Source organism: Pseudomonas sp. Pseusp3 (genome assembly GCF_047304225.1).
GTDB lineage: Bacteria > Pseudomonadota > Gammaproteobacteria > Pseudomonadales > Pseudomonadaceae > Aquipseudomonas > Aquipseudomonas fluorescens_CD.
The window spans coordinates 59,203-84,941 of record NZ_JBGLYV010000014.1 but is presented as its reverse complement, the minus strand read 5'-3'; the positions used below and the strand labels follow the sequence as shown (position 1 = coordinate 84,941).

22 protein-coding genes and 1 pseudogene are annotated in these 25,739 nt (G+C 60.8%); 5 read left to right on the top strand and 18 right to left on the bottom strand.

The annotated features are described in order from the left end of the window. From ACCD00_RS07380 to ACCD00_RS07370, 3 genes and pseudogenes are all read left to right on the top strand, one after another. Positions 1 to 527, top strand: a pseudogene (locus ACCD00_RS07380) (FAD-dependent oxidoreductase); the annotation flags it as partial. Beyond that, positions 524 to 1,336 carry an aldo/keto reductase gene (locus tag ACCD00_RS07375; protein ID WP_413423247.1) on the top strand — a complete coding sequence of 271 codons (813 nt, stop codon included), beginning with the start codon at positions 524 to 526 and terminating at the stop codon, positions 1,334 to 1,336. The pseudogene ACCD00_RS07380 and the gene ACCD00_RS07375, both read left to right, overlap by 4 nt. A 32-nt stretch (positions 1,337 to 1,368) precedes the next feature. After that, entirely contained in the window at positions 1,369 to 2,337 is a 969-nt protein-coding gene (locus tag ACCD00_RS07370; protein ID WP_413423245.1) for a metal ABC transporter ATPase, read from the top strand. Between the two features lie 126 nt (positions 2,338 to 2,463). On the opposite strand, the gene hldE is transcribed toward ACCD00_RS07370, so the two are convergent. From hldE to msbA, 4 genes are all read right to left on the bottom strand, one after another. Continuing rightward, a complete protein-coding gene (hldE, locus tag ACCD00_RS07365) occupies positions 2,464 to 3,888 on the bottom strand; it encodes a bifunctional D-glycero-beta-D-manno-heptose-7-phosphate kinase/D-glycero-beta-D-manno-heptose 1-phosphate adenylyltransferase HldE (RefSeq protein WP_413423243.1) in 1,425 nt (474 codons plus the stop codon). 102 nt (positions 3,889 to 3,990) lie between these two features. Next, complete coding sequence (gene cysC, locus ACCD00_RS07360) at positions 3,991 to 4,596, bottom strand: adenylyl-sulfate kinase (protein WP_413423241.1); 606 nt, start codon at positions 4,594 to 4,596, stop codon at positions 3,991 to 3,993. Beyond that, complete coding sequence (locus tag ACCD00_RS07355) at positions 4,589 to 5,293, bottom strand: sulfotransferase family 2 domain-containing protein (RefSeq protein ID WP_413423239.1); 705 nt, start codon at positions 5,291 to 5,293, stop codon at positions 4,589 to 4,591. Before ACCD00_RS07355 ends, cysC begins: the two co-directional genes overlap by 8 nt. 184 nt (positions 5,294 to 5,477) lie before the next feature. Beyond that, a complete protein-coding gene (gene msbA, locus ACCD00_RS07350; protein WP_413423237.1) occupies positions 5,478 to 7,280 on the bottom strand; it encodes a lipid A export permease/ATP-binding protein MsbA in 1,803 nt (600 codons plus the stop codon). A gap of 154 nt (positions 7,281 to 7,434) precedes the next feature. Here msbA and ACCD00_RS07345 point away from each other — a divergent pair, with 154 nt between their 5' ends. Both ACCD00_RS07345 and ACCD00_RS07340 read left to right on the top strand, forming a co-directional pair. Then, positions 7,435 to 9,300, top strand: coding sequence for an O-antigen ligase family protein (locus tag ACCD00_RS07345; protein ID WP_413423235.1), 1,866 nt, complete (start codon positions 7,435 to 7,437; stop codon positions 9,298 to 9,300). Continuing rightward, on the top strand, positions 9,297 to 10,511 hold the full coding sequence (locus ACCD00_RS07340; protein WP_413423233.1) for an acyltransferase family protein: 1,215 nt from the start codon (positions 9,297 to 9,299) through the stop codon (positions 10,509 to 10,511). Before ACCD00_RS07345 ends, ACCD00_RS07340 begins: the two co-directional genes overlap by 4 nt. 72 nt (positions 10,512 to 10,583) lie before the next feature. On the opposite strand, the gene ACCD00_RS07335 is transcribed toward ACCD00_RS07340, so the two are convergent. From ACCD00_RS07335 to waaF, 14 genes are all read right to left on the bottom strand, one after another. Further along, a complete protein-coding gene (locus ACCD00_RS07335) occupies positions 10,584 to 11,468 on the bottom strand; it encodes a glycosyltransferase (RefSeq protein WP_413423231.1) in 885 nt (294 codons plus the stop codon). Continuing rightward, a complete protein-coding gene (locus tag ACCD00_RS07330; protein WP_413423229.1) occupies positions 11,465 to 12,619 on the bottom strand; it encodes a glycosyltransferase family 4 protein in 1,155 nt (384 codons plus the stop codon). Before ACCD00_RS07330 ends, ACCD00_RS07335 begins: the two co-directional genes overlap by 4 nt. Further along, on the bottom strand, positions 12,616 to 14,058 hold the full coding sequence (locus tag ACCD00_RS07325; RefSeq protein WP_413423227.1) for a PIG-L deacetylase family protein: 1,443 nt from the start codon (positions 14,056 to 14,058) through the stop codon (positions 12,616 to 12,618). The genes ACCD00_RS07330 and ACCD00_RS07325 overlap by 4 nt, the downstream gene beginning before the upstream one ends. An 8-nt stretch (positions 14,059 to 14,066) precedes the next feature. After that, positions 14,067 to 14,963 carry an antimicrobial resistance protein Mig-14 gene (locus ACCD00_RS07320; RefSeq protein WP_413423225.1) on the bottom strand — a complete coding sequence of 299 codons (897 nt, stop codon included), beginning with the start codon at positions 14,961 to 14,963 and terminating at the stop codon, positions 14,067 to 14,069. Continuing rightward, the gene (locus ACCD00_RS07315) at positions 14,963 to 16,093 is read right to left on the bottom strand and encodes a glycosyltransferase (protein ID WP_413423223.1); all 1,131 of its coding nucleotides are present in this window, start codon (positions 16,091 to 16,093) and stop codon (positions 14,963 to 14,965) included. The genes ACCD00_RS07320 and ACCD00_RS07315 overlap by 1 nt, the downstream gene beginning before the upstream one ends. Further along, positions 16,077 to 17,834 (bottom strand): carbamoyltransferase, encoded by a 1,758-nt coding sequence (locus tag ACCD00_RS07310; RefSeq protein WP_413423221.1) that lies wholly within the window; start codon positions 17,832 to 17,834, stop codon positions 16,077 to 16,079. The genes ACCD00_RS07315 and ACCD00_RS07310 overlap by 17 nt, the downstream gene beginning before the upstream one ends. Positions 17,835 to 17,999: 165 nt before the next feature. After that, entirely contained in the window at positions 18,000 to 18,335 is a 336-nt protein-coding gene (locus ACCD00_RS07305) for a YceK/YidQ family lipoprotein (RefSeq protein ID WP_413423219.1), read from the bottom strand. Between the two features lie 253 nt (positions 18,336 to 18,588). Then, positions 18,589 to 20,040, bottom strand: coding sequence for a lipopolysaccharide kinase InaA family protein (locus ACCD00_RS07300; protein WP_413423217.1), 1,452 nt, complete (start codon positions 20,038 to 20,040; stop codon positions 18,589 to 18,591). Continuing rightward, on the bottom strand, positions 20,040 to 20,792 hold the full coding sequence (locus ACCD00_RS07295) for a lipopolysaccharide kinase InaA family protein (RefSeq protein ID WP_413423215.1): 753 nt from the start codon (positions 20,790 to 20,792) through the stop codon (positions 20,040 to 20,042). Before ACCD00_RS07295 ends, ACCD00_RS07300 begins: the two co-directional genes overlap by 1 nt. After that, positions 20,789 to 21,523, bottom strand: coding sequence for a lipopolysaccharide kinase InaA family protein (locus ACCD00_RS07290; protein WP_413423213.1), 735 nt, complete (start codon positions 21,521 to 21,523; stop codon positions 20,789 to 20,791). Before ACCD00_RS07290 ends, ACCD00_RS07295 begins: the two co-directional genes overlap by 4 nt. Further along, on the bottom strand, positions 21,523 to 22,329 hold the full coding sequence (gene rfaP, locus ACCD00_RS07285) for a lipopolysaccharide core heptose(I) kinase RfaP (RefSeq protein ID WP_413423211.1): 807 nt from the start codon (positions 22,327 to 22,329) through the stop codon (positions 21,523 to 21,525). Before rfaP ends, ACCD00_RS07290 begins: the two co-directional genes overlap by 1 nt. Further along, positions 22,330 to 23,451 (bottom strand): glycosyltransferase family 4 protein, encoded by a 1,122-nt coding sequence (locus ACCD00_RS07280; protein WP_413423209.1) that lies wholly within the window; start codon positions 23,449 to 23,451, stop codon positions 22,330 to 22,332. After that, complete coding sequence (gene waaC / locus ACCD00_RS07275; protein ID WP_413423207.1) at positions 23,451 to 24,512, bottom strand: lipopolysaccharide heptosyltransferase I; 1,062 nt, start codon at positions 24,510 to 24,512, stop codon at positions 23,451 to 23,453. Before waaC ends, ACCD00_RS07280 begins: the two co-directional genes overlap by 1 nt. Before the next feature lies 1 nt (position 24,513). After that, entirely contained in the window at positions 24,514 to 25,548 is a 1,035-nt protein-coding gene (gene waaF / locus ACCD00_RS07270; RefSeq protein ID WP_413423205.1) for a lipopolysaccharide heptosyltransferase II, read from the bottom strand. Between the last annotated feature and the right edge of the window lie 191 nt (positions 25,549 to 25,739).

Sequence of the window (25,739 nt, the reverse complement as noted above, 5' to 3'; positions counted from 1 at the left end):
GCCTGAGCCAGCCGGCCATGCAGCGCCGACCACTGCACATGATCATCGCCAAAGGCCCGGGCCTCAAGCCACTGTACGCCCACTGCCTGGGCGGCGGCACCAAACCGCGCCTGACCGTGACCACCCACCCGGCCGCCGATGGTCAATGGGTCTGGTACCTGGGCGGCGACATCGCGGAAGCCGAAGGCGTGGCCCGCGAGCCCGCCGAGCAAATCGCTACCGCCCGCAAAGAGCTTGGCCAGTTGCTGCCGTGGATCGATCTGAGTAGCGCGCAATGGGCGACCCTGCGGGTCGATCGCGCCGAACCGCTGCAATCGGGGTTGACCCGCCCGGATAACGCCTTCCTCGCCGAACAGGATCGCCTGCTGGTGGGCTGGCCAACCAAACTCGCCCTGGCGCCGGACTTCGCCGACCGGGTCATTGCCAGCCTGACCCGCGACGGTATCCAGCCAAGCCACCCGGCAGCGCTGCCTGAACTGCCGAAGCCGCCAATGGGCGTACCTGCCTGGGAGCAACTGCTGCCATGAGCCAACCGACCCTGCACGACTTGCATCGCCCGTTGGGCAGCACCGGCCTGCTGGTTTCACCCCTGGGCCTGGGCACGGTGAAACTGGGCCGCGACCAGGGAGTGAAGTACCCCAACGGCTTCCAGATCCCCGATGACGATGAAGCACGCATGCTGCTCAAGCTCGCCCGCGACCTGGGCATCAACCTGATCGACACCGCCCCGGCCTATGGTCGCAGCGAAGAACGCCTCGGCCCGTTGCTGCGCGGCCAGCGTCAGGATTGGGTGATTGTCAGCAAGGTGGGCGAAGAGTTCGCCGACGGCCAGTCCCGTCACGATTTCAGCGCTGCGCACACGCGAATGTCGGTGGAGCGCAGCCTGCAACGCCTGGAAACGGACTTCATCGATCTGGTGCTGGTGCACTCCGATGGTAACGACCTGGCGATCCTCAATGACAGCGAAGTCTACGAAACCCTCGCCGAGCTCAAGGCCGAAGGCAAGATTCGCGGTTTCGGTTTTTCCGGCAAAACCGTCGACGGCGGCCTGAAGGCGCTGGAGCAAGGCGATTGCGCGATGGTCACCTACAATCTGAACGAGCAGAACGAGAAGACCGTCATTGACTATGCTGCTGCACACGGCAAAGCCATTCTGGTCAAAAAAGCCCTCGCCAGTGGTCATGTATGTCTGAGTCCGGGCGTGGATCCGGTGCGCGCCAGTTTCGAGCTGTTGTTTGAACATCCGGGTGTTGCCAGCGCTATTGTCGGAACCATCAATCCGCTGCACCTCGCCCACAATGTCGCGACCGTTGCCCAGGTCCTACGTAGCCACTGATGCCGCCCACGCGGCCTTAAGCAGGAGCCGACATGCCGCGCACGCTCATAAGAAAGAACCCGAGCAACTTCAAGACCCTGCCGTTATTCGTCGAAGCGACTCCCGAAGGCCTGGCTTATCAGAGCGTCGGCAGGCCGCTGAATTTCTCCCAGACCCTGCAACGTCGTCGGCCGGTAACGGTCGGCGACAGCGAACGGTTTGCCCTGGAGCTGGCCAATCTCGGGGTTTCGGTGCGCCTGACCCTGCATTGGCAGAATCGTGACTATTGGGTGCTGGTGCGCCAGCGTCGGCAGGACCGCGGCGATGTGGTGCTCAAGCTGATCTCCGGATACGTGCCGGCCCATGAACTGAACCTGCCCTTGCACACAGCGATCCAGGAGATTGCCGAAGAATGCCTGCTGGAAACCCCCGAAGGCTGGCTCGGCGGGCGGTTCAATGACACCTGGCTGCCGACACCCTACTCGGCCGCCCTGCATTACCGTGAAGCCCTGCCATTTCGCTTGTCGCCACTGTCCGGCTCGGCGCGGCCGGTACGTTGCGCCAATCTGATGCTGATGGAGCGTCCGCGGGCTTATGTGCATTTGCCAACGGCGTCACTGCAACTGATTTACGACTTGCGCCTGGACGTTCCCAAGGAAGCCAAATCCCTGAGCCTGTTCCATGTCGATGAAAGACTGGAAGGCGATCAACTCGTCGCCCGTCTCGACCGCAAACGACCCGATCTGTACTTGATGCCCTTGCAGGACGGCCACCCGATGGCTGAGCTCTACACCTTGAAAAAGGATCAGCTGTACCCGGCCAGCACGCGCGGCCTGTACCTGGCCGAGAGTTTTGCCCGACAGGAAGGCTGGCTGGTGCGCGATGAACGAATTCGCTGGAAGGACTGGGTGAGGCAGCAAGGCTTGACCCCGCCGGGGAAGGATTCGGGGCTGGCGCGGTTGCGCGGGAGGGCAAAACTGCTTCTGAAGAAGATCGTGCCGCGTAAAAAGGTCAGCTCCTGAAGGTGCCCACATAACCCTGTAGGAGCTGGCTTGCCAGCGATGGACTCAAGGACGCCGCATCTGTTCAATGGATTAGCGTCATCGTTAACGACCATCGCTGGCAAGCCAGCTCCTACAAAAGCTGCGTTATTCAGACTTGCGGATCTTCTCGACAATCGCGGTGGTCGAGCTGTTTTCCACCAGCCCCAGCACTTTCACGGTACCGCCGTAGGCTTTCACGATGTCCGCGCCAACCACCTGGTCGATCCCGTAGTCCCCGCCCTTGACCAGCACGTCCGGCTTGACCGCGCTCAACAGGTTTTCCGGTGTGCCCTCCGGGAAGCTGATCACCCAGTCCACCGCGCCCAGACCGGCCAGCACCGCCATGCGCCGGTCGACGCTGTTGATCGGACGGCCCGGCCCTTTCAGTCGGCTGACCGATGCATCGTCGTTGATCGCGACGATCAGGCGATCGCCCTGGGCCCGCGCCTGTTCCAGATAGGTCACGTGGCCGGCATGCAGGATATCGAAGCAACCGTTGGTGAACACGATCCGTTCGTTGTGCGCACGGGCATCATCGACCGCCAGCAACAGTTGCTCAAGACCCAGCACACCGCGCTCGGAACCCTCCTCGCGCTGAATCGCACGACGCAGTTCCGGCGCACTGATGGCCGCCGTACCGAGTTTGCCGACCACGATACCGGCCGCCAGGTTGGCCAGGGCCACCGCGTGGGGCAGTTCTTCACCCGCGGCAATCGCAGCCGCCAGGGTGGAAATCACCGTATCGCCAGCACCGGTCACGTCGAACACTTCGCGGGCACGGGCCGGCAAGTGCAGCGCAGGATGATCCGGACGCAGCAGGGTCATGCCGTGCTCGCCACGGGTCACCAGCAAGGCGCCGAGGTCCAGGTCGTGCATCAGCTGCGCGCCCTTGCTCACCAACTCGTGCTCATCGGCGCAACCACCGACGATGGTTTCGAATTCGTTGAGGTTTGGCGTGATCAGGCTCGCGCCACGGTAGATCGAGAAATCCTTGCCCTTGGGATCGGCCAGCACCGGAATGCCGCGGGCACGGGCGGCCTGGATCAGCGCCTGATGGTTTTTCAGCGCGCCTTTGCCGTAGTCGGACAACACCAGCACCTTGATGCCTTCGAGCAACTCATCGACCTGCGCGGCCAGCGCCAGCGCGTCGGTGGCGAAGGGCTCTTCGAAGTCGATACGCAGCAATTGCTGGTGACGACTCATGACCCGCAGCTTGACGATGGTCGGCTGGTGCGCAATACGCTGGAAGATGGCCCGCACGCCAGCGCCCTTGAGGCTGTTGACCAGGCTGTTGGCGGCTTCATCGTCACCCGTGACACCGACCAGCGAGGCCGGAGCCCCCAGGGCGGCAATGTTCAAGGCAACGTTGGCAGCGCCGCCCGGACGGTCCTCGATGTGATCGACCTTGACCACCGGCACCGGCGCCTCAGGAGAAATCCGTGAGGTACCACCATGCCAGTAACGGTCGAGCATGACATCGCCGACCACCAAGACAGGGGCTTGATCGAATCGCGGCATGGACAACTTCATGGTGCAACCCACATACAGAATGAACAGGGGCGCGATATTAACACAGGGTTGGTGTCGGCTTGTGCGGAGGCTGCAACGGGATGATTCGCCGGCTTTTATTGCTCATTTTTTGAGCAGAAAATCCGCCAGATGACGGCACGCTTCGCCCATTTCCAGCGCTTGCGTATCGATTTCGCACTCCGCATGCAGCGGCACCTCGTACGGACTGTCGATGCCTGTGAAATCCTTGATCCGGCCTTCCCGGGCAGCCCGATACAACCCCTTGGGATCACGTTGCGCGCAAACCGCAAGCGGCGTGCTCACAAACACCTCGATGAAGTCTCCGTCTGCAAACAATCGACGCGCCGCCTCACGTTCGGCCCGGAACGGCGAAATCGCCGCGACGATCACAATCAAACCCGCGTCGACCATCAGGCGCGCCACCTCGGCGGTGCGCCGGATATTTTCCCGCCGACATTCAGCCCCCATCCCCAGATCACGGCAAAGACCGGCGCGCAGGTTGTCGCCATCGAGCAAAAAGGTGTGCAACCCCTGTTGATTGAGTTGCAGCTCCAGGGCATTGGCCAGGGTCGACTTGCCGGCCCCTGACAACCCCGTCAGCCAGAGACAGCGCGGTGTCTGCGACTTGAGGGCCGCACGGTCTTCGCTCGACAGCAATAACGGGTAGGGCCTGATCGAGTGGCGAGACAACGGCGCGGCTTCATTCATATCCAAGCATCTCGTAATCACGCTGATAGACCCGCCGCACCAACCTGCGGGTGCGCACCGTGCAAAACTCGCGCGCAGGCATCGGGCGCCGCTGCTGCGACCTGTTCACGTGGGGCAGATCCGCCGGATAGTCCAACTGCTCGCAAATCAACCTGAAATCCCGCTCCAGGTGCTCCTGGTAGCCGACGAAATCCAGCGCCAGATGGCCCATGGAATCCGTCAGGAAATCCGTTTGCGCGGCGAAGTGCAGCTGTCGCTGGATCGTCTCCGGGTGCAGCCAGCGGCCGACGAAGTCATCAAAGTCGCGGTAATGGCTGACCAGTTTCTGTGCCGCGTGATCCCGTTTCCCCAAAGCGTTGCCCCGAAGGAATGCGTAAGCCGAGTAGGCCCTTTCCAGGGGATCGCGAACGAACGCGAACTTGAAACTGGCGGCAAACTGCTCGGGAAATTGCTGCTCGTACCAGTACAACGGCAAGTGGCCCGGGCTCCAGTCGTCGAACATGGCCGCACAGACACTACTACCGGCACATTTAGGGACGTGGATGAACAGGCAGGAACGCTGCTCGAAGGGTTTGGGGAAACTGACATTGGCCGACATCGACTTGTTCACCGCTTGACGGTCCACGACCGACAGGCGCCCCAGCAGAAAAGCCCGTTGCGGCTTGGGCAACAGCTTCCAGAGATAACGTTGCAACATCCAGACACCCGCGGGAAAGGGATGGCCCTCTCGATTCAAGTCAAAGTTCGTTCAGGAACCTTAACAAGCACGTTGCCGAGATTTATTCCGGTTTGGTCAAGAAGCGTAAAGGTCTGGATACAAATCACCGGACGCGTTGCACGTCGGGTGTGCGAAGGGGCGAGCCAGGCTCGCCCTTTCGGGGTCAGGCGATGTCTTCGGCCGGGGCGTCGAGGCCCATCGCATTGAGGCGCGAGTAGTAGCCGTTTTGCGCCAGCAGTTGCTCATGGGTACCGCGCTCGACGATTTTCCCCTGATCCATGACCAGGATCAGGTCGGCCTTCTCGATGGTCGACAAGCGGTGAGCGATCACCAGCGTGGTGCGACCTTTCATGACCTGATCCAGGGCTGCCTGGATATGCCGCTCGGACTCGGTATCGAGTGCCGAAGTCGCCTCGTCGAGAATCAGCAGCGGAGCATTTTTCAACAGCGCCCGGGCAATCGCCAGGCGCTGGCGCTGACCACCGGACAGCAGCACGCCGTTCTCCCCGACCTGGGTGTCCAGACCTTCGGGCAATTGGGCAATGAAGTCCATCGCGTAGGCATCCCGGGCCGCCTTTTCAATGTCTTCACGGGGTGCGCCGGCCAGGTCGCCATAGGCGATGTTGTTGGCCACGGTGTCGCTGAACAGGGTCACGTGCTGGGTCACCTGGGCGATATGCTGACGCAGGTTCAACAGCTTGTACTGTTCCACTTCGACGCCATCGATGAGGATTTCGCCCTTGTCGTGGTGATAGAAACGCGGAATCAGGTTGGCCAGGGTCGACTTGCCGCTGCCAGAACGTCCCACCAGCGCCACCATTTGCCCGGGCTCGACCGAGAAACTGATGTCATTGAGTACCTGACGCTCGGTTTCAGGGTAGGTAAAGCTGAGGTTGCGCACTTCCAGGCGGCCACTGACGGCATCACGCTCGACGGTGCCTGTATCGACTTCAGGCTCGACATCCAGTTGCTCGAAGATACTTTCAGCACCGGCCACACCCTTCTGGATGGTCGAGCTGACTTCGGACAGCTGGCGAATCGGCTTGGGCAGCAGGCCGGCCAAGGTGATGTAGGCCACCATATCGCCGGCGGAGGCATCGCCCCGCAGGAACAGCACCAGGAACATCAGCACGGCCATGGCGGTGTAGATCACCAATTGCAGCAGCGGCGTGTAGATGGCACCGGTGCGGGTCATGCGCAATTGTTTCTCGGTATTGCCCTGGCTGGCGTCGAAGAAGCGTTTCTCTTCGTACTTTTCACCGCCGAAGCTGCGCACCACGCGATAGCCCTGGATCGTTTCGGACGCCACATGCGTCACGTCCCCCATGGCCAGCTGGATTTTCTTGCTCTGCTTGCGGAATTTCTTGCTGGCCGTGCGCACCATGATGGCGATCAGCGGCAGGATGGCGACCATGACCAGGGTCAGGCGCCAGTTCATGAACAACAGCGAGGCAAACAGGAAAATCACCGTCATGCCTTCACGAATTACGACCTTGATCGCATCTGTTGCCGCCCCCGTGACCATGGTCACGTTGAAGGTGATACGTGAAATCAGGTGCCCCGAGTTATGCTTGTCGAAATACCGGTTTGGCAACACCAGCAGGTTGTTGAACAACTGGACCCGCAAGTCATGGACCAGGCCCAGGGAAACCTTGGCCAGGAAGTAGTTGCCCAGGTACGACCCCAATCCCTGCCACGCGGCGATCAGGATGATCAACAACGGCACCGCCTGCAGCAGTTGCAGGTCCCTGAGGTAGGGCACGGTTGGAAACAGCGCCGCTTCAGGGTTGGATAGACCGTCGACGAAGTACTTGAGAATGTAGCCCAGCATTGGCTGCGTCGAAGCGAAAATCAGAAAACCGACGATGCTGATCAGGAACAGGCTGATGTACGGCCGGACATAGCCGAGCAGACGGAAGTAGATTTTCAAGCTCGATGGGCTTGCGGAGAGACTGGAGTCGGTCATATCACGCGAATGTCGATGAAAAGGACGCTGACTTTAGCACAGCTTCCCCAGGGTTCTGGCAATCGCATACAGTCTGTGTATTGTGGCACGTCAAATAGCCACCAGATGTCTTTGCCTTGGTACGGTCGCTCAATTCAGGAATAAGTTACTCAGCATGCAATTAAACGCTTTGAACAGCACGTCCAACAGAATCTTCGATTTCATTTGTTTGTGGATCCTTCCGCTCGGTTATTTATTGCTGCTTTGTGCATTGTTTTTCCTGCCGGGGCGCAGTGTGCATCACAAGCTTTATTATGGCCTGTTCAGCATTCCGGCACTGATTGCCCTGTGCCTGCGTCCGCGGCTAAGCAAAGAACTGCTGCACGAACCGATCGTCATTGCAGCCCTGTTGTTTGTGGCGTGGGCACTGCTCAGCCTGTGGTGGGGGCCGGACGACGGCATTGACTTCGGTCAGTTCAAACCGCCATTGCATACCCTGTTCCTGTTCGTCGGCTGCTACATGCTGGTGCGCTATCGCAGCGAAATCATCCAGCCCCTGCTGTTCTGCGCCGCGACGGTGGCGCTGATCGTCTCTGCCTACAACCTGTACAGGTTCGGCCAGATCTACCAACCGGAAATGCGCCTGATCGGTGTAGGCGCGTTCGACAATCCACTGCTCAGCTCCCACGTTTTCGGCTTTTTCTGTACCTACTGGCTGAGCCTGAGCATGACCTGCAAGCGGCGCCAGGTACTTTGGCTGAGCATACCGGCGATGGCGATCATGTTCGCCGCAGTGCTGGCCACCGGTTCCAGGACTCCACTGGTTGCGCTGACGCTCGCTGCGCTGTGGTTGTGTTTCATCTGCTGGAATCGACGCTCGGTCCTCATGCTTGGCTCCATGTTCATCGCCGGAGCCGCGACTTTCGCGCTGTTAGCGGACAAGATCATCGAAAGAGGCAGTTCCTTCCGTATCGAGCTCTGGCAATTGACCCTGGACAGGATTGCTGAACATCCATGGATCGGCCACGGCTACAACGCCGAACTGATCCTGGACCCAGGCGTCGGCTATCCCCTCCAGGAGCCCCATAGCTTTGCCCTGGGCGTGCTCTACTACGTCGGCATTATTGGTCTGCTGCCATGGCTGTTCTTCCTCGCGTGGGGCTTCATCAGCAGCTGGCGCCATCGCGTGCAACCGCTGTTTATCATGGCCTCGGCCTGGCTGGCATTCGGTATCGGTGCGGGCCTGACCGAAGGTGGCGGGATTATCTCTCGTCCCAAGGAGCACTGGTTCCTGCTGTGGATCCCCTTGGCACTGATTGCCGCACTGAGCATGAATCAACGGGCCAGGCGCCTGCTGGACAGGCCGATCAGGACTGCAACGCCAAGCGCCCTGCAACAGTTGATTGCCGATGCCCGGGTCATCGAAGAAGATGGTTTGGGCCCCAAGGTCCTGCGCCTGACCGATGGCAGCTTTCTCAAGCTGTTCCGCCGCCGCCGCTGGTACACCTCGGGCAGTTTCACACCCTATTCCGATCGGTTTGCCATCAACGCAGTGCAACTGCGCGGCATGGGCATCCCGACACCACACATTCTCGACCTTTACCGGTTCGAAGACGGCAGCACCGCTGTGCACTACTCGCCCTTGCCAGGCAACACCCTGCGCCAGATCCTGCAAGGCATCACGGCCCCGGCAGTGCGCCAGGCACTGGTGGAGCGTTTCGGCAAATTCATGGCTCAATTGCATCAGCAAGGGGTCTACTTCCGCTCCCTGCATCTGGGCAATGTGCTGGTACTGGAGGACGGCGAGTTCGGCCTGATCGACCTGGCCGACCTGCGAATCTACCCTTCATCATTGAGCCCTTCCCTGCGCCGGCGTAATCTGCGCCACATGCAGCGCTACGCAGAAGATCGGCACTGGCTGTTCGAGGACCACTTCGAAGCGCTACTGCAGGGATACGCCGCAGCGGCTTCGAAAGCCGACGTGGATAATTTGCACAGGCAAGTGCTGGCCGGAAGTCCTCCGGCCCAGGCTCACCGATGACCGAAACCAACCCGCTTATCGCGATGACGGCCTACCTGCTCGCCATCGCGACCGCTGCGCTACTGCTGCGCACCGTGCCGAGATTCGCCCGACAGCTGGAGCATAGCGGTGAAAGCCGCTTTGCCGGCATCGACGGCTTACGCGGCTATCTGGCTTTCGGCGTGTTCGTGCACCACTCGATAATCACCTGGATCTTTCTGCAAACCGGTGTGATCGATTTTCCGCCGAGCAACTTCTACTCGCAGCTCGGCCAGGGCAGCGTCGCCCTCTTTTTCATGATTACCGGTTTTCTGTTCTGGGACCGTTTGCTCACCCACGGACGGCAACACGACTGGCTGGCGTTTGCAGTATCGCGGCTGTTTCGCCTCTACCCGCTCTACCTGCCGCTGATGTTGACTGTGTTTGTCAGCGTGTTCCATTTGCAGGGCTGGGAGCTCAAGGACTCGGTTATCCAGCTCATTGGCCAGACCCTGGCCTGGCTGACCTTCGACCGGCCAGACGTCAACCAGTACCACCAGACCGGCATGCTGATCTCCAATGTCACCTGGACGCTGGGCTACGAAGTGTTTTTCTACATGGCCCTGCCACTGGCCGCCATGCTGTTCATTTATCGTGGCGGCTGGATGCAGACGGTGTTGTGCCTGATCGGCATCTACGCCCTGTACCAGGTGGTCGGCTGGGAACACTCGCTGAAGAAACATTTCCTGGCCAGCTTCCTCGGCGGCATCGCTGCGGCGTACTGGATTCGTCGCCCACAATGGGTCGCCTGGAGCTTGTCTCCGCTGGCGGGCATCATCGCTCTGCTCGCATTGGCGATCGCCTTTACCGTGTTCAACCGTGCATTCAACCTGGGAGCGTTGCTGCTGCTTTCACTGTTTTTTGTGATTGTGGCGTCAGGCAATACCTTGTTCGGCGCCCTGAGGCCACGCAGCATTCGCTGGCTCGGGGAAATCAGCTACAGCACGTATTTGCTGCACGGGTTCGTGCTCTGGATTCTGCTGCAGAGACTGCCGCCGGTATTGCATCTTGACGCCCGACAAGCCTGGGTCTTCCTGCCGCTGCTAGCCGTGTGCAGTTGCCTGCTGATCATCATCAGCAGTCTGACTTACCAGTACATCGAAAAACCAGGTATCAATGCCGGCAAGAAAACCCTGTACTGGTTACGCCAGAACAGGAAGCTCAGGAACGAGCCGGAGAAGACGGCTCAATAACGTTGAGCAATCGCCAGGGACATGTCATTGCGGACAATGCCATGTTTCCCCCCTTTGAATCCGGCCCCTGGCTCAGTCTTTCTCCAGCCGTGAGAAATACATCCGGCCCAGCCCACGCCAGGTTTTCCTGTTCCAGGCCTTGAACGGAATCTGCGCCAGCAACTCACGCGCCAACTTGCGATCGCGGTTGGCGGTCTTGAGGAACATGGAATTGAGAAACTTGTAACGCACCTCGTCATACAGCGGGTGATCGCTGAAGAGCGCATAGGTACGCAGGATGCTGTCGATCATGAAGCGGTGGTTCTTGTAGGAGTTGGTGGCGTGCTTGCGATAGCGCGCCATCAACACATTCAGGCCATCGATGAAATAACCGGCATGGGTCACCTTCAACTCGATCAGCAAGTCTTCCAGGCGAATGGTCGGGTCGAAACCGCCCACCTGCTCCAGCGCTTCGCGACGGATCATCAGGGTCGGTGCCGGGGGATAGGGCTTGCGCTCCAGGAACATGTCATCGAAGTCCAGGCGACGGAACGGCACATCCCGGCGCTGGCGTTTCTCCGGGTAAAGGTTACCGTCGGCATCGATCAGCTCGATGTTGCCGGCGCAAATGCCGACCTCGGGCTTGCCGTCCATATGAGCGACCTGTGTGGCGATACGCTCCGGCAACATGATGTCATCCGAACCGAACGGCACGATCAGGCTGCCCTTTGCCCGGGCAATCGCACCATTGAGGGTGTTGGTCAGCCCCTGGTTTTCCTGAACCCGGAAGTCGAAACCATGGATGGCCTGTAACGCCTTGATCCGCTCGACGCTGTCATCCTTCGAGCCATCATCGACCACCAGCAACTCAATGTTCCGATAGGTCTGGTTGAGGACGCTGAGAATGCTTTCCTCGATGTAAGGGGCGTGGTTGTACGACGCGATAATGACCGTGACGATGGGTTGCGCGTCGTTCATGGCTGTTCCTTGCGGGCCTGTTCCAGGCCGGAGTCGATCAGATTGAGGTATTCGCGACGGAATTCCTCGATGTCATGGTGTTGTTGCAGATAACGGAAGGCCTGCTCGCCCTTGGCCTTGAGCTCGTCATCCGACAGCCCGAGGTAAGTGTCCAGCGCAGCCTGCAGCGTCGGCACATCCTTCGGCATAATCGCCAGGCCACCGGCCCCCTCGATGAGCGGCAACATGGCCGGCACGTTCGAGGCAATCACCGGCAAATGCCCGCTCATGCCTTCAAGCAGCGCCAGCCCGAGGCCTTCGGCCAGGGAAGGCATGGTCCAGATGTCGAAAGCGCGAATGTACTGCAGGGCAATTTCCTTGAACCCCAGCAAATGGGCACGACCGCCGAGGCCGAGGCGGTCGATTTCCGCGGCCAGGCGTGACTCTTCGCGACCGGCACCAATGATCGCCAGCTGGGTATTCGGGTATTTGTCCTTGAGCGCGGCAAAGGCCTGCAGCAAATAGATATGGCCCTTGACCGGCACCAGTCGCCCCAACGCACCGATCAGCCGCACCGACGGATCGATGCCCAGCATTTCGCGGGCCTTTTCACGACTGTGTTGCAGACCTTCGGCTTGCTCGATGTCGATGGCATTGGTGATGGCGTAGGTATTCTGGTCGGTGAAGCCACAGTCACAGTCCAGCAGATACTGTTTCACCGCTGGCGACACGCCAACGAAGCGCCAGTGACGATCGATCAGGCGCTGGGTCTGGCGGCGCCGGTAAAAACGGTCGTACTCGCCAAAACCGTGGGAAATGCCGATGCACAACGGCACTTTCAACCAGCGGTTGAGCGCCAGCATCATGTTCACCGGCTTGAAGCGGTTGCAGATCACCACATCGAATTTTTCCCGACGGCAGAACTTGTACAGCTGCCACATCGCCCGCAGGCGCATGCCCTTGAGGGACTTGTCGGAAAACTCGAAGTACACCGAACGGTCGGCGCGGCTCACCGCTTCGCCCGGCCCGGGTTTGCCACGCAGAAACGCGGCGGTCACTTCATAGCGATCACCGGGCAGGGCCTTGACGATCTGCTCCGCGAGGTCGGCGAAATCATGGGCTTTGACGTTGTAGTCAGGCTGCAGTTGCAGGACCTTTGACCGCTGACTCATAACTCTCCCCGCTGAGAAACATTGCCTGGTGTGTGCTTGATGGACCACAAAAGTTCGTGGCGCCGGACTGCCTTGCGAAAGAATTCGTTCTCGCCATAGGTTGGCGGCAACCGGCCGGCCAACAACCGTTGTATCAACCGACGCAAGCGACGCTTGAATGGCATCGCCGGTTGCAGGTCGTGCATCATGCCTAACGCCATGGCTTTGTCCCGCTGTTGCTCAAGCGGCATCGACAGGCAATAAGGCTGCATCGGTTGGGTCGAATCGAAGGCCGGCGGCAAGGCGATGCCATCACCGCTGTCGCCCATCGGCCAGCGGTCGTTGTCGTGCAGGTGATTGGCGTAGCCCAATAGCGTGGTCGGCTGCCAGTCCAGGCCCTGCAAGGCTTCAAGGACTGCCGCCTGGGCACAGATATGATCGGGATGCGGATCCAGGGTCGGATGCGGCAGGACGATCACCTCGGGCCGGGCGCGCAGCAGCAACTCGCGCAGATCCGCCAGCAGATTGTTCCAGGTCGGCGCACCATCGGCATCGCCGGGCAGCGCGAAAGGATTCAACTGACGGAACAGCCGGGTATCGCTCAGGTCCGCTTCCCGCGATCCCGCCGCCACGGCAGGCGCGGACTGCATGCTTGCCAACTGCAGGCAGAAGTAACCCAGTTGTACGCAGTGAGCCTCGGGTACACCGGCCCAACGTGGCACGGCAATGCTGTCCCAGGTGCGCAGACGGCCTTTCAAGCGAGCCGCATCGACCTTGTTCAGGCCCATCTGCTGATAGTGTTCGGCTTCGATTTCACCCGCTGTCAGTGTGACGATCCAGGTTTCGTCGGCCTGACTGTACAAACCGTAGGCCGCCAGCTCGGCGTCATCAGCATGAGGCGCGATGACCATCACCCGCTGACGCCGGTAATCCGGATGCTCGAACGCCCACAGCACAGGCTCGCCAAACACGCGACAGAAATGCCCGCGCAAGCGCAGGTCACCACGCGACAGCGCCTGAGCCTGGCCACTGAGATTGAGGTAACGCAGGCCGTTTACGCCGCGCTCGAAGGTTTGTCGGTCTGGGCTTTCACCCCCGATCAACTCGACCACCGGATCGATAAAACGTCCCAGCCAGGTGCTTTTTACCCGCAGGGCCAGCACCAGTGTCGCGTCGTCGACCAGCATCACGCCCTCGTCCAGCCGCAAATGTTCACCACTCAGGTGCACCTTGGGCTGTGGCGTGTACGGGGGAAAGCTGTACTGGTAATCGTCTTTCGGGGAGTAGAACAGATGATCGGCAAACCAGGCTTCGTGGGCAATCCAGCCCAGAACCGCCAGCACCAGCGGCAACCACCAGGCCACCAGCACCCCGATGACGATCAACAGCACCAGCGCTATCAACAGGCCGATACGTTTATTGCGCCGATGACGCTTGAGCAGTTGCTGTTTGCGGCTCATGGCTTGGCTCATACGGTGAAGACCGGCACAGAGTTGCACCAGCGATCCTTGTACTCACGGTCGGCGCGACCGAAGGAAAAGCGCAATGGTTTGTCCTGCGCCCGGGCATGCTCCCAGGCGCTCTGCGTATTGAGAAAACTCAGCACGCTGCCGGGGCTGAATTCGCGGGTTTCGGGGTCAACGCCACCATTGATGTACTCGACGCTGATCCATTGCGGGGTTTCGACGCGGTACACCAATTGAATCGCAATCGGCGCATCGTTGAGGAAAATCACCGAACCAATCAGCAACTCACGCAGCAACTCGATGACGTCGGCCATGCGTTCGGCCCCCGTCGCCGGGAAGCCCCAGCGGCGCTGGAACAGGTCGCAATAAATAGCCGCCAGCTCTGCGCTGGAAAATTCGGACACCGGTCGCACCACGCCACCGGCCTCCTCCAGCAAGCGCAATTCGCGGCGCTGGTTATAGCGAAACTTTTTCGACAGTTCTTCGGGGGTGCGGGCCATGGCCAATTGTTCGGCTTGCAACCTGATGCCAGTGAAACGGCCTTCGTTCAGCGCCGACAGATACCGCGCGCGATGGCGCAAAGGCGCCGTGGCATCGGCAGCGGCCGGCAGGATGATTTCGGCGTTGCCCAGGTCGAACAGACCTTTTTTGCCGCGACGCTTGAGCACGTCCTTGGACAAGGCCAGGTCGCGCCCCCAGGTCGGGATCGCCGCCTTGATCTCACCACCCTGCAACCAGGCCAGGTAGCGCACCGGAATGTCGGCCAGTGTCGCCAGCCGCTCGACCACCATGGGATGAGTCGCGACGCTGCCGCCATATCGTTGCCAGGTTTCGGCGTAAGTCGAGGCGTCGACTACCGCCCAGCCACGCTCGCGCCAGCCTTGAAATCGGTTGAGCATCAGCCCCTCTGTGCCAGTTCGGTAACGTGTGGCAAATGCCAGAAAGCATCGCGCACCGCTCGGTCGGAAAAGCGCTCGCGCAAGCGTTCGAGCATCAACTCGGCACACTGTCGGCGTTGCTGATCATCCATGCCGGCCAGATGTTGCAGCCCCTGGGCCAGATGTCCGGCATCGCCCAACGGGAACAGGATGCCCACGCCTTCGACCACTTCCTTCGCTCCGCCGCAGGCCGTGGCCAGCAAGGGTACGCCGGCGGCCATGGCCTCCAGCAGCACCATGCCGAACGGTTCGTGATCGGAACTCAGGGCAAACACATCGAAGGCCCGGAAATAGTTGCGCGCATCCGGCACCTGACCAAGGAACAACACTCGGTCACCAATGCCAAGCTGACGGGCCTGAGCCTTGAGCTTTTCCTCCAGGCGCCCCTTACCGAGAATGACCAGCTGGCTGTTGCCCGGCAACCTCGGCAATGCCTCGGCGAAACCCTGCAGCAGCGTGGCCTGGTCCTTGTCCGGATGCAGCCGTCCGACGTTGCCGACGATCCAGGCATCCGCCGCCAGACCGAGGGTTTCCCGGGCCTCGCGAGCCGACACTTGCGTGGCTTGCAAGGCATCCACGTCGATACGGTTGTACAACGTCTGAATTCGCGAAGCCGGCCACTTCGGCAGGCAATTACGCATGTCGTCGCGCACCGCGTCGGACACGCCGAGCAGACTCAAACGCTTGCGAAAAATATGCGCAAACAGCTTGCGGCTGCCGCGTTTGTAGTCGTCAAACCCGTGGTGCACGCCAATGACCGGCAACGACGTACCGAGCAAGGCGATATAGATGGGTTTGAAGCGGTGAGCGATGCAGAAACTGAAGTTGCGCGACGCGGCGATCTTGCGCAGATCGCCGATGGCTCCCAGCTTCAGGCCGCGAATGGCCTTGGAGCTGTACTCCATGAACAGCACTTCATCGGAAGCGCAGCCCGCGGCGACTTCGGCATCGGCGGCCCCGGTGAGAAACACCGTGGTCACACGATAACCGCTCCCCGCGAACAGACTGGCGTACTGCCGTGCGCAGTCCAGGAACGGCCCGTCATAGCCGTGGCAGAACTGCAGCACATGGCGTTCAGCCGAACGTGTCATAGGCGTTCGCGCCCTCTTTGACCACCAGGATGTCTTCCATGATCAGATACTGTAGATCCGAACCGAAGAACATATTCAGCGCATCGGTCGGCGAGCAGATCATCGGTTCGCCGCGACGGTTGAGCGAAGTGTTGAGCGACACGCCGTTGCCGGTGAGCACTTCCAGCGCTTTCATCATGTCGTAGTAGCGCGGGTTGTATTCGCGCTTGAGCACCTGGGCGCGGGAGGTACCGTCTTCGTGGACGACTTCCGGCACGCGGGTTTTCCACTCTTCAGCCACTTCGAAGGTGAAGGTCATGAACGGAGCCGGGTGATCGATCTTGATCATCTGCGGCGCCACGGTGTCGAGCATCGACGGGCAGAAAGGCCTCCAGCGCTCGCGGAACTTGATCTGGTGGTTGATGCGGTCGGCCACGCCGGCCACGCTCGGGCAACCGATGATCGAGCGACCACCCAGTGCACGCGGACCGAACTCCATGCGGCCCTGGAACCACGCCACCGGGTTGCCATCGACCATGATCCTGGCGATCTGCTCCGGCATGTTGTCGAGCTTGCGCCAGGCTGGCTTATTCTCGTGACGGGCACACGCAGCGATAACATCTTCGTTGCTGTACGACGGGCCGAGGTAGACGTGTTCCATCTTCTCGACCGGTACGCCACGGGCGTGAGACACGTAGGCCGCTGCACCCACCGCGGTACCGGCATCGCCGGACGCCGGCTGTACGAACAGCTCCTTGACGTCGTCGCGGGCAATGATTTTCTGGTTGAGCTTGACGTTCAATGCACAGCCACCGGCGTAGGCCAGCTTGCCGGTTTCCTTGAGCACGTCGCCCAGGTAGTAATCGATCATCTGCAGCGCAATTTTTTCGAACAACGCTTGAATGCTGGCGGCGTAGTGGATGTAAGGCTCGTCGGCGATGTCGCCTTCGCGCTTGGGACCCAGCCACTCGATCAGCTTCGGCGAGAAGTAGTAACCCTTGCCCTTCTCTTTGTAGCGACGCAAGCCGATGACGTTGGCGTAGTCGGTGTTGATCACCAGCTCGCCGTTTTCGAACGAAGCCAGGCGCGAGAAATCGTATTTGCTGGCGTCGCCGTACGGCGCCATGCCCATGACCTTGAACTCGCCATCGAGCATATCGAAACCGAGGAACTCGGTGATCGCGCCGTACAGGCCGCCGAGGGAGTCCGGATCGAAGAATTCCTTGATCTTGTGGATCTTGCCGTTTACGCCATAACCGAAGAAGGTCGTGGCGTACTCACCCTTGCCGTCGATCCCGAGGATCGCGGTTTTCTCTTTGAAACCGGAGCAGTGATAAGCGCTGGAGGCGTGGGCCAGGTGGTGTTCGACCGGCTCGATCTTGATCTTCTTCGGATCAAAACCCAGTTGCTCCAGGCACCAGACGATCTTGTTGCGATAGCGCTTGTAGCGACGGTTGCCCATCAGGATCGCGTCGAGTGCACGGTCCGGGGCGTACCAGTAACGCTTGGCGTACTGCCAGCGGGCCTTGCCGAACAGGCTGATCGGGGCAAACGGAATCGCGACCACGTCAACGTCGGACGGCTTGATACCGGCCTGTTCCAGGCAGAACTTCGCCGATTCGTAGGGCATGCGGTTCTTTGCATGTTTATCGCGTACGAAGCGTTCCTCTTCAGCCGCCGCGACCAGCTTGCCGTCGATATACAGGGCTGCGGAAGGATCATGGCTAAGGGCGCCGGACAGGCCAAGAATCGTCAATGCCACAGGGGTCTAGCCTCTTTAGTCTGCATGCAGGCGCAAGCGCCTCAAAAATTAATGTGCCCTCGCAATGGGCGAGAGACAGCTAAAGGGCGGGATTATAGCGTAAAAGCAGCGGCAAGCCTCTAGCCGCAAGTGGCAAGCCACTACGGCGCGGACCTCGCGGCATTTTCATCCGCGCGCAGGTCGCCAATAGACAAGGATATTGCCGTCCACGCTTTGCCGGTAAATCGTGTATGGCAGGACAACGGTGTCCAGCGCGCCAGACACGGCCAGGTCCACCAAAACGAACGGCACAAGAATACCCGTAGGGTCTGGCGGTGCATTCAAAACACAGAAGTCGTAAGCCAAGCCGCTATAGACCCGGGGAATGGACTGGCAATAGGTCTTTTGCCTGCGCAACCCCTGCGCTGCTTCGGCTTCATCCTGCAGGACGGTGGCGGCGGTCCCGCAGCCCATTAGCGACACGGTTAAGACACCTGATGCAACTGCCATTTTGATCGTCACAGCCTGCCCTCCGGGAACGTCAGGCAAACTAGCATCGGGGAGATTGTGGCCACAGTTCATGGCTTCCCAAGATCGCGTAGGACGGTTCACAGGAACTTGTGTGCTTTCTCGGCTGACAGTTCCGGCCTCTTCGCGAGCAAGCCCGCTCCCACATTTAAACTGAGGTGCTCACAGGTTTTGTGTTCACCAACAATCCTTGTGGGAGCGGTGGTGCGGCGATCCGACTTGCTCGCGAAAGGGCCGCAGGCCCGATTCAGTCAGCGCTGGAGATGTCTTTGGGTAGCCGCTGATCAATCACCTGATACAGCGCGCTGCTTTCAGGCCAATTGCGCATGAACCGCGCACGGTCCCTTGCATATGCCGGGGCGAAACTGCCAAGGGAGGCGTGCTGGCACATCGAATCGAGGTCGATCAACGCCCAGCGGTCTCGCTGCCAGAACAGGTTATGGCCCTTGAAGTCGCCATGGCTGATGCGCTCACGAATCAACTCGGCGAACAGATGATCCAGCGCCGCCAGCTCGGCTTCCGGTGCATCGCCCTGCTCCACATACGGCGCAAAACGTTCGATGATGTCCGGCCCCGACAGATACTCGGTGATCAGGTAAGCCCGGCTGCGCAGCCACAGAAAACGCTTTTCCAGCAACGCCAGCGGCTTGGGTGTGGCAATCCCGAGGAACGCCAGGCGGTTGCCTTCGCGCCATGAATGCCAGGCCCGGCTCGGGCGCCAGAAGCGCTTGAGCCAGTGGGCGAAACCCTTGATGTTGTAGCGTTTGATCACCAGCGTGCGGCCATCCACCTCGACCTTGCCGACGCTCGCCGCACCGCCGGTCTTGTACAGATGTCCCTGGTCGAGCAAGGCATCGGCCTGCTCCAGCACCGCCAACATCGACGACTCTTCCTCGCGGCGAATCGCCCGCAATCCGAAGGCCCCGCGCTGGACGCTGAACAGAGTGCACTCACGGCCGACCTTGATCAGGAAGTCCTTGAGGCGCCAGCTGCGGACCTTGTCGATCTGCTTCTGCAACGCTTCCATGGGCAAGGCGTGCTCGCCGTTGCTGAGCAGGTAATACACCAGCAACTCTTCAATGAAAGGCTCGATCGACTTCGGTAGCTGGGCGAAGAACACCCCGAGGTTTTCCAGGACCTTCTGCCGTGACAGCGGCTGGCCGGGCGTCTCGCAACAGATACCCGCGCCATCGATCAGGTACAGGCGACCGCCCTGACGCAGCAAGTTGTCCAGGTGCAGGTCTTCCTGCCACAGGCCCTTGCGATGCATCTGGCCGATCGCCCCCAACGCCTCGGCCAACACCGCCCCTTGCCCATCGGACAGTACGGGCTGCTGCTCAACCTGCTTCCAGGTGTCGCCCAGGCTTTCGGCCTGCTCAAGGAAATCAAACAGCAGCCAGCCACCCTCGCCGTCCTTCAGGCCATCGGCCAACAGCTGCGGCGTGGTCAGCCCCTGGGCGGAGAGCAGGCGCACGCCATCCAGTTCACGCTGAAAATGCCGTGCAGCCTTGCCGCCGACCAGCAATTTGGCCAACACCGGCCGGCCACGCCAGACGCCGGCACCGACATAACGCTGCCCCGGCAAGACCCGCAACAGGCTCAGCAGTTGCAGCTCGGCGGGGCCGGCGGCATCGGCCAGCGATACGCTCAGCGGCAATACGGGATTGCGGCCAGCAGCCTTCAGTTCTGACAAACGCATCAGCGTGGCCTCTTTTGACTGCGCCGCACGGTCAAACGCTTCAGCCAGCTGTCGACCAGCGAGCTGTCCTGCGGTTGATCCAGATAGGCTGCCAGTAATTGCCGCAGTTGCGACTCGCCCCACTCGGGCGCGCGACGCGCCAGGGGTTCCAGGTCCTTGATCCGGTCACGCTGCCCATACAGCAGAGGTCGGGTCTTTTCCAGATCGATCAATTGAGCCTGATAGCCGTTGCCGGTGGCGCGCATGAAAATATGCTTGGGATAAAAGCACCCATGCACCTGACGTGCAGCGTGCAGCTGCCTGGCCAGTTCGCCACTGGCCTTGAGGATTTCCGAGTGCTGCTCAGGGCTCAATTCATCCCAGCGCTGCAGCAGCGACTCGAGGTCGTCCCAACCGTCCAGGGCGCGGGTCAGCAGAATCGAGCGCACTTCGCCATTAACCTTGCGCTCCCCGTAGAACACCGCTTCCAGCGCCGGAACCCCCAACTTCCGGTAACGGGAGATGTTGCGAAACTCGCGAGCGAAACTCGGCTCGCCGAAGGGGGCGCGTAACGTACGGGTCAGATAGTTGCTTTGACGCTTGAGGTAGAAACCATGACCTTCCAGATCCAGCCGAAACACACTGCTCCAGCCCCCGCGACCGGTGTTGGGTTCGTCCACCGCATCGAGTTGCCTGGTCCAGAGCGCATCGAACGTGCCGAGGCCATGGCGCTCAAGCAGCGCACGGTCTTCAGCGGCCAGAAAATCAGTCATTCGCGCCCCTCGAAAAATCTCAACACATGCCGGATGCGTTTTTTGTCCGCCGCGTTGAGCCGGGTCCGGTTGCGGTATTGCAGGTAAAAGCGCAGCCGCTGGGTCGCCGACAGTTGATACTTGGCAACCTTGTCCAGGCACGCCAGATCCTTGGTGATGCGGTACTTGAGCCAGAAACCGCGCCAGAAATCGCCGTTGGGGCAATCGATCAAAAACAGTCGGGCCTCATCGTCGATCAGCAAGTTGCGCCACTTCAAGTCGTTATGGGTGAAACGGTGGTCGTGCATGGTCCGGGTGTGCTGGGCCAACTGACGACTGACAGTATCGACCCACGCGCGATCCGATAGTTTCGGATCGCGTCGCTCGGCCAGTGCCGACAAGTCTTCGGTACGCGGCAGTTCCCGGGTAATCATCGCGCCGCGAACGTAGGCCACACCCCGCCGCTCCAGCCCCCAGGCCACCACGTCGGCAGTGGGGATACCCCACTTGGCGAAGCGCTTGAGGTTCTGCCATTCCATCTTCACCCGAGGTTTGCCCAGGTAACGCCGCAAGCCCCTGCCAGCACCCACGTAGCGCTTGACGTAATAGTTGACGCCATTGCGCTCGACACGGATGACCTCCGAAAGCAGGTCACTGGTGATTTGCTCGCCTTGCAGCGCAAACACGGCCTCGAGGCTGCCAAAGTCACCGGCCAGGTCACTGTAGGCCGGCTCCAGTCTCCAGCCCGACATCAGAGCGCATCCCCGTATCGCTGTTTACGCTCGTAGAGTTTGTTGGCCTTGCCATCGAGCCATGCCAGCAAAGCGGCCTCTTCACTCAGGATCTGACGCAGCGGCTGCTGGAAATAGCCCCTGAGGAAACGCAGCTTGTCGCGGCGGGTCAGGCCGATGTCCAGCGCGGAAAAGTACAGGGCCGCCAGGTCCTTGTTGCGCCAGCGCGAAGTGATCGCCGGACGGGTCTGGGCGCGGTGCAGGTCGATCACCGAGAGCTTGAAGTCGTCTGCGGTCACCGGTTTGTCGGTGTGCAGCAGGAAGTGGCAGATGTAGCAGTCGCGGTGGTTGACCCCGGCGCGGTGCATCATGCCGGTCATGCGTGCAACTTCAGCGATCAGCGCGCGCTTGAGCTTTGGCTCGGGCGGCTGTTTGATCCAGTTAATGCTGAAATCTTCGAGGCTGACCGTGGGCGCCAACTCTTCGGTGACGATGAATGAGTGCTGGTCGGCCGGGTTGCTGCCCTTCTCGCCATACGCGACAGCGGTCATGGTCGGCACGCCAGCTTCCTTCAGGCGCTGAATGGCCTGCCACTCCTGACCGGCACCCAGTACGGGAAGCTTGGCCGTGGCCAGGTTCTTGAAGATTTCGCCCCAGCCGATGCCGCGATGGATTTTCACGAAAAACCCGTTGCCGTCGACTTCCGTACGTAACGTCCGGCGTGCTTCCAGCTCGCGGTACACCTCGCCCTTGAGCCCCTCGACTTCAGCGAACGGGTCGCGTCCGGCCCAGAGGCTCTTGAACGGTTCAGCCAGCATCAACTTCATTTAAGCGTGCTCCGCCAGAATCACATCGGCCGCGTGCTGCGGCATGCTGTAAAGGTCGGCCGTCTCGGCGTAGGCCAGACCATTGCGGCTCCAGGCCGCCCTTGCTTGAGCGTCGTTCAACATGCCGGTCAGGTACTGCGTCAGCTGTGCCTGATCGAACGGTTCGTCCAGCACCAGGCCAGCATCGGCCTCGGCGATGTAATGGGCGTAACCACACACCGCGCTCACCAGCACCGGCAAGCCGGCCACCAGTGCTTCAAGCAGCACGGTGCCGGTATTTTCGTTGTACGCCGGGTGGATCAACAGATCGGCCCCCAACAGGAAACGCGGGATATCGCTGCGCCCCTTGAGGAACGTGACGTTGTCGCCCAGCCCCAATGTTGCACTCTGCATCTGGAATAATTTGGGGTCATCCTGGCCAATTACAAACAGCCGCGTGCGCTTCCTCAACTCGGCAGGCAATGCCGCCAGTGCCTTGAGGCTGCGGTCCACACCTTTGGTCTTGAACCCGGAGCCGATCTGCACCAGCAGCAGTTCGTCGTCCTTGAGATTGAACTCGGCACGAAACCCTGCACGAATTTCATCGGCATCGGCCGGCCGGCGACGGTCCTGGGCGATACCCGGTGGCAGCAGGTGGAAACGCTCCAGTGGCGTGTCGTAATGCTTGATGAACAGCGGCTGCTGGACCTCGGAAATCATCAACACTTCGGTCTTGGCACCCTTGGCGAACACCGCCCGCTCGTATTCGGCGAAGTGGCGATAGCGGCCCCAGCGGCGATACAGCGAATTGCGCAAGTTCTGCGCCTTGTCTTCGAAGCAGCCGTCGGCGGCGTAGTAGACGTCCAGGCCCGGCATCTTGTTGAAGCCGATCAGGCGGTCGACCGGGCGCCGGGCCAGGTCCGCCTCCATCCATTCGCTGAGCTTTTCGTTGCGTCGATGGTTGAAGAACGCCTTGACCGGCGCCACCAGCACTTCGAAACCCGGCGGCACTTCGCCTTCCCAGATCAGCGTGTAGACGCGGATCTGATGGCCGCGCTTCTGGCACTCCAGGGCGATGCGCATGAAATCGCGCTGCAAGCCGCCAAACGGAAAATATTTGTACAAGACAAATGCCAATTGCATCAGCGCAGCTCCTCAGCCATTAACAACGTGCTCAGTCGGCTGGCGACACGCTCGGGGTTCAGACGCGTGAAGCACAACGGCCACTCGCGTTTCAGGTCAAATTGACGGGCATCTTCGGCCGTCGGTTGATAGGTACATTTCTTTTGCAGGCACGGCGCGCACGGGAAGTCGCTGGCCATGTGAATCTGCACCTTGCCGTAGGCGCCGGTCAGGCCCGGATTGGTCGGGCCGAACAGCGACAGCGTCGGCACATCCAGCGCGGCGGCCAGATGCCCCAGGCCGGTGTCCACTGCCACACAAGCTTGCGCGCCGGCCAGCACCTTGCCGACCCCTGCCAGATTCAGTTTTGGCAGCACTTCGGCGTGCTTGAAACCCGCAGCGATACGCTCGGCCCGGGCCTTCTCCTGCGCATTGCCCCAAGGCAACTTCACGCCGACGCCAAGGTAGCCGACCCGCTCGGTCAGCTCGCGCCAATAGGCTTCGGGCCAGTGTTTGGTGTCCCAGGTGGTGCCATGCAGAAACACCACGTAAGGGTTCTTGCGCGGCAATTCCACCAGGCGCTCGATATTCAGCCCGTAGTCGCCCAGGCCTTTGGGCAAGTCATAGCCCAGCGCGATGGCGAACAACTGGCGCACTCGCTCCACCGCGTGCTGCCCGCGGGCAACGGCCAGGCGTCGATCATAAAAGCGCGCAGCAATGGGCTCGCGTGCGGAGCTTTTATCGAGGCCGGCCACCGGCGCCTTGACGTAACGGGTCAGCCAGGCGCTTTTCAGCAAGCCCTGGGCGTCGATCACCAGGTCATACTTGGTGGCGCGAACGCTTTGCTTGAAGCGCTTCCACTCGCCGCTCTTGATGGTCTGCCAGATGTTTTTGCGCCAGCGACGGATCGCCACCGGAATCACCTTGCCCACCGCCGGGTGCCAGGTCGGGATCTCGGCAAAGCCTTCTTCCACCACCCAGTCGAATTTGATGCCGGGAATCGCCCGCGCCGCGTCAGTCAACGCCGGCAACGCGTGAATGACGTCGCCCAGCGAAGAAGTCTTGATCAACAGAACCCGCAAGCTATTTGACCTCGACCACGGTGCCCTGCAAACGCTGCAAGGCTTCGTTCACCGCTTGCGGCATGAGCTGGCGCAGGCAGTTGTAATGGCCGAACCGGCACGTGCGGTCGAAGCATGGGCTACATTCAATGCCCAGGCGCACGATCTCGACATGCTCGGCCAGCGGCGGCGTGAAGCCCGGCGACGTCGAACCGTAGACCGCCACCAGCGGGCGGTTCAGCGCGGCGGCGACGTGCATCAGGCCGGAGTCGTTGGACACCACCGCATCGGCACAGGACAGCAGGTCGATGGCCTCGGCCAGCGAGGTGCCGCCGCTGAGGTTGACCGATTCTTCGCGCAGGCCGGGAATCAGCCGCGCTCGGATGTCTTCGCCCACGGCGTGATCGTTTTTCGAACCGAACAGCCAGACTTGCCAGCCTTCGCGGATCTTCGCTTCGGCGACCTTGGCGTAATGCTCGGACGGCCAGCGCTTGGACTCGCCAAACTCGGCGCCAGGGCACAGGGCCAACACCGGACGGTCGAGGGCCAGGCCGAACTTGGCCAGAGCCGCCTCGCGGGTGACCGGGTCGATCTGCAGCGCCGGACGCGGATAGGGTTTTGGCAGCTCGACGCCCGGCTCGCAAGCCAGGGCCATGAAGCGCTCGATCATCAGCGGATAACGATCTTTATCCAGCGTGCGTACGTCATTGAGCAAGCCATAGCGCAATTCGCCACGCCAGCCGGTGCGTTTCGGGATGCCGGCAAAGAACGGCACCAGCGCCGACTTCAGGGAATTGGGCAGCAGGATCGCCTGGTCGTACTGGCCGGCCAGGGATTTGCCGATGCGCCGGCGCGTCGCCAGCTCCAGGACACCGTGACCGAGCGGAAAGCTCAAGGCCTGGCGAACTTCGGGCATGCGCTCAAGAATCGGCCGGCTCCACTCGGGGGCCAGCACGTCGATTTCGCATTGCGGGTGGCGTTGTTTCAGACACTGGAAAAGTGTCTGCGCCATCACCATGTCACCGACCCAACTGGGCCCAACGATCAGAATTTTCATGTGGTTTCCATAAACGAACCGGGGAGGCCTACGCCTCCCCGCCTCGAGAATTCTACAGAACAACGTAAATCTACTGTAGGAGCGAGCCTGCTCGCGATGAACCTGAAAACTCCGCGGGGTGTCAGGCTCGCCGCGCTATCGTTAACGACCATCGCGAGCAAGCTCGCTCCTACAGGGAATATTGGCGTATC

Bases quoted from the DNA above. Each gene is read 5' to 3' on its own strand.
- ACCD00_RS07375 (WP_413423247.1), top strand. From the start codon at position 524: ATGAGCCAACCGACCCTGCACGACTTGCATCGCCCGTTGGGCAGCACC.
- ACCD00_RS07370 (WP_413423245.1), top strand. From the start codon at position 1,369: ATGCCGCGCACGCTCATAAGAAAGAACCCGAGCAACTTCAAGACCCTG.
- hldE (WP_413423243.1), bottom strand. From the start codon at position 3,888: ATGAAGTTGTCCATGCCGCGATTCGATCAAGCCCCTGTCTTGGTGGTC.
- cysC (WP_413423241.1), bottom strand. From the start codon at position 4,596: ATGAATGAAGCCGCGCCGTTGTCTCGCCACTCGATCAGGCCCTACCCG.
- ACCD00_RS07355 (WP_413423239.1), bottom strand. From the start codon at position 5,293: ATGTTGCAACGTTATCTCTGGAAGCTGTTGCCCAAGCCGCAACGGGCT.
- msbA (WP_413423237.1), bottom strand. From the start codon at position 7,280: ATGACCGACTCCAGTCTCTCCGCAAGCCCATCGAGCTTGAAAATCTAC.
- ACCD00_RS07345 (WP_413423235.1), top strand. From the start codon at position 7,435: ATGCAATTAAACGCTTTGAACAGCACGTCCAACAGAATCTTCGATTTC.
- ACCD00_RS07340 (WP_413423233.1), top strand. From the start codon at position 9,297: ATGACCGAAACCAACCCGCTTATCGCGATGACGGCCTACCTGCTCGCC.
- ACCD00_RS07335 (WP_413423231.1), bottom strand. From the start codon at position 11,468: ATGAACGACGCGCAACCCATCGTCACGGTCATTATCGCGTCGTACAAC.
- ACCD00_RS07330 (WP_413423229.1), bottom strand. From the start codon at position 12,619: ATGAGTCAGCGGTCAAAGGTCCTGCAACTGCAGCCTGACTACAACGTC.
- ACCD00_RS07325 (WP_413423227.1), bottom strand. From the start codon at position 14,058: ATGAGCCGCAAACAGCAACTGCTCAAGCGTCATCGGCGCAATAAACGT.
- ACCD00_RS07320 (WP_413423225.1), bottom strand. From the start codon at position 14,963: ATGCTCAACCGATTTCAAGGCTGGCGCGAGCGTGGCTGGGCGGTAGTC.
- ACCD00_RS07315 (WP_413423223.1), bottom strand. From the start codon at position 16,093: ATGACACGTTCGGCTGAACGCCATGTGCTGCAGTTCTGCCACGGCTAT.
- ACCD00_RS07300 (WP_413423217.1), bottom strand. From the start codon at position 20,040: ATGCGTTTGTCAGAACTGAAGGCTGCTGGCCGCAATCCCGTATTGCCG.
- ACCD00_RS07295 (WP_413423215.1), bottom strand. From the start codon at position 20,792: ATGACTGATTTTCTGGCCGCTGAAGACCGTGCGCTGCTTGAGCGCCAT.
- ACCD00_RS07290 (WP_413423213.1), bottom strand. From the start codon at position 21,523: ATGTCGGGCTGGAGACTGGAGCCGGCCTACAGTGACCTGGCCGGTGAC.
- rfaP (WP_413423211.1), bottom strand. From the start codon at position 22,329: ATGAAGTTGATGCTGGCTGAACCGTTCAAGAGCCTCTGGGCCGGACGC.
- ACCD00_RS07280 (WP_413423209.1), bottom strand. From the start codon at position 23,451: ATGCAATTGGCATTTGTCTTGTACAAATATTTTCCGTTTGGCGGCTTG.
- waaF (WP_413423205.1), bottom strand. From the start codon at position 25,548: ATGAAAATTCTGATCGTTGGGCCCAGTTGGGTCGGTGACATGGTGATG.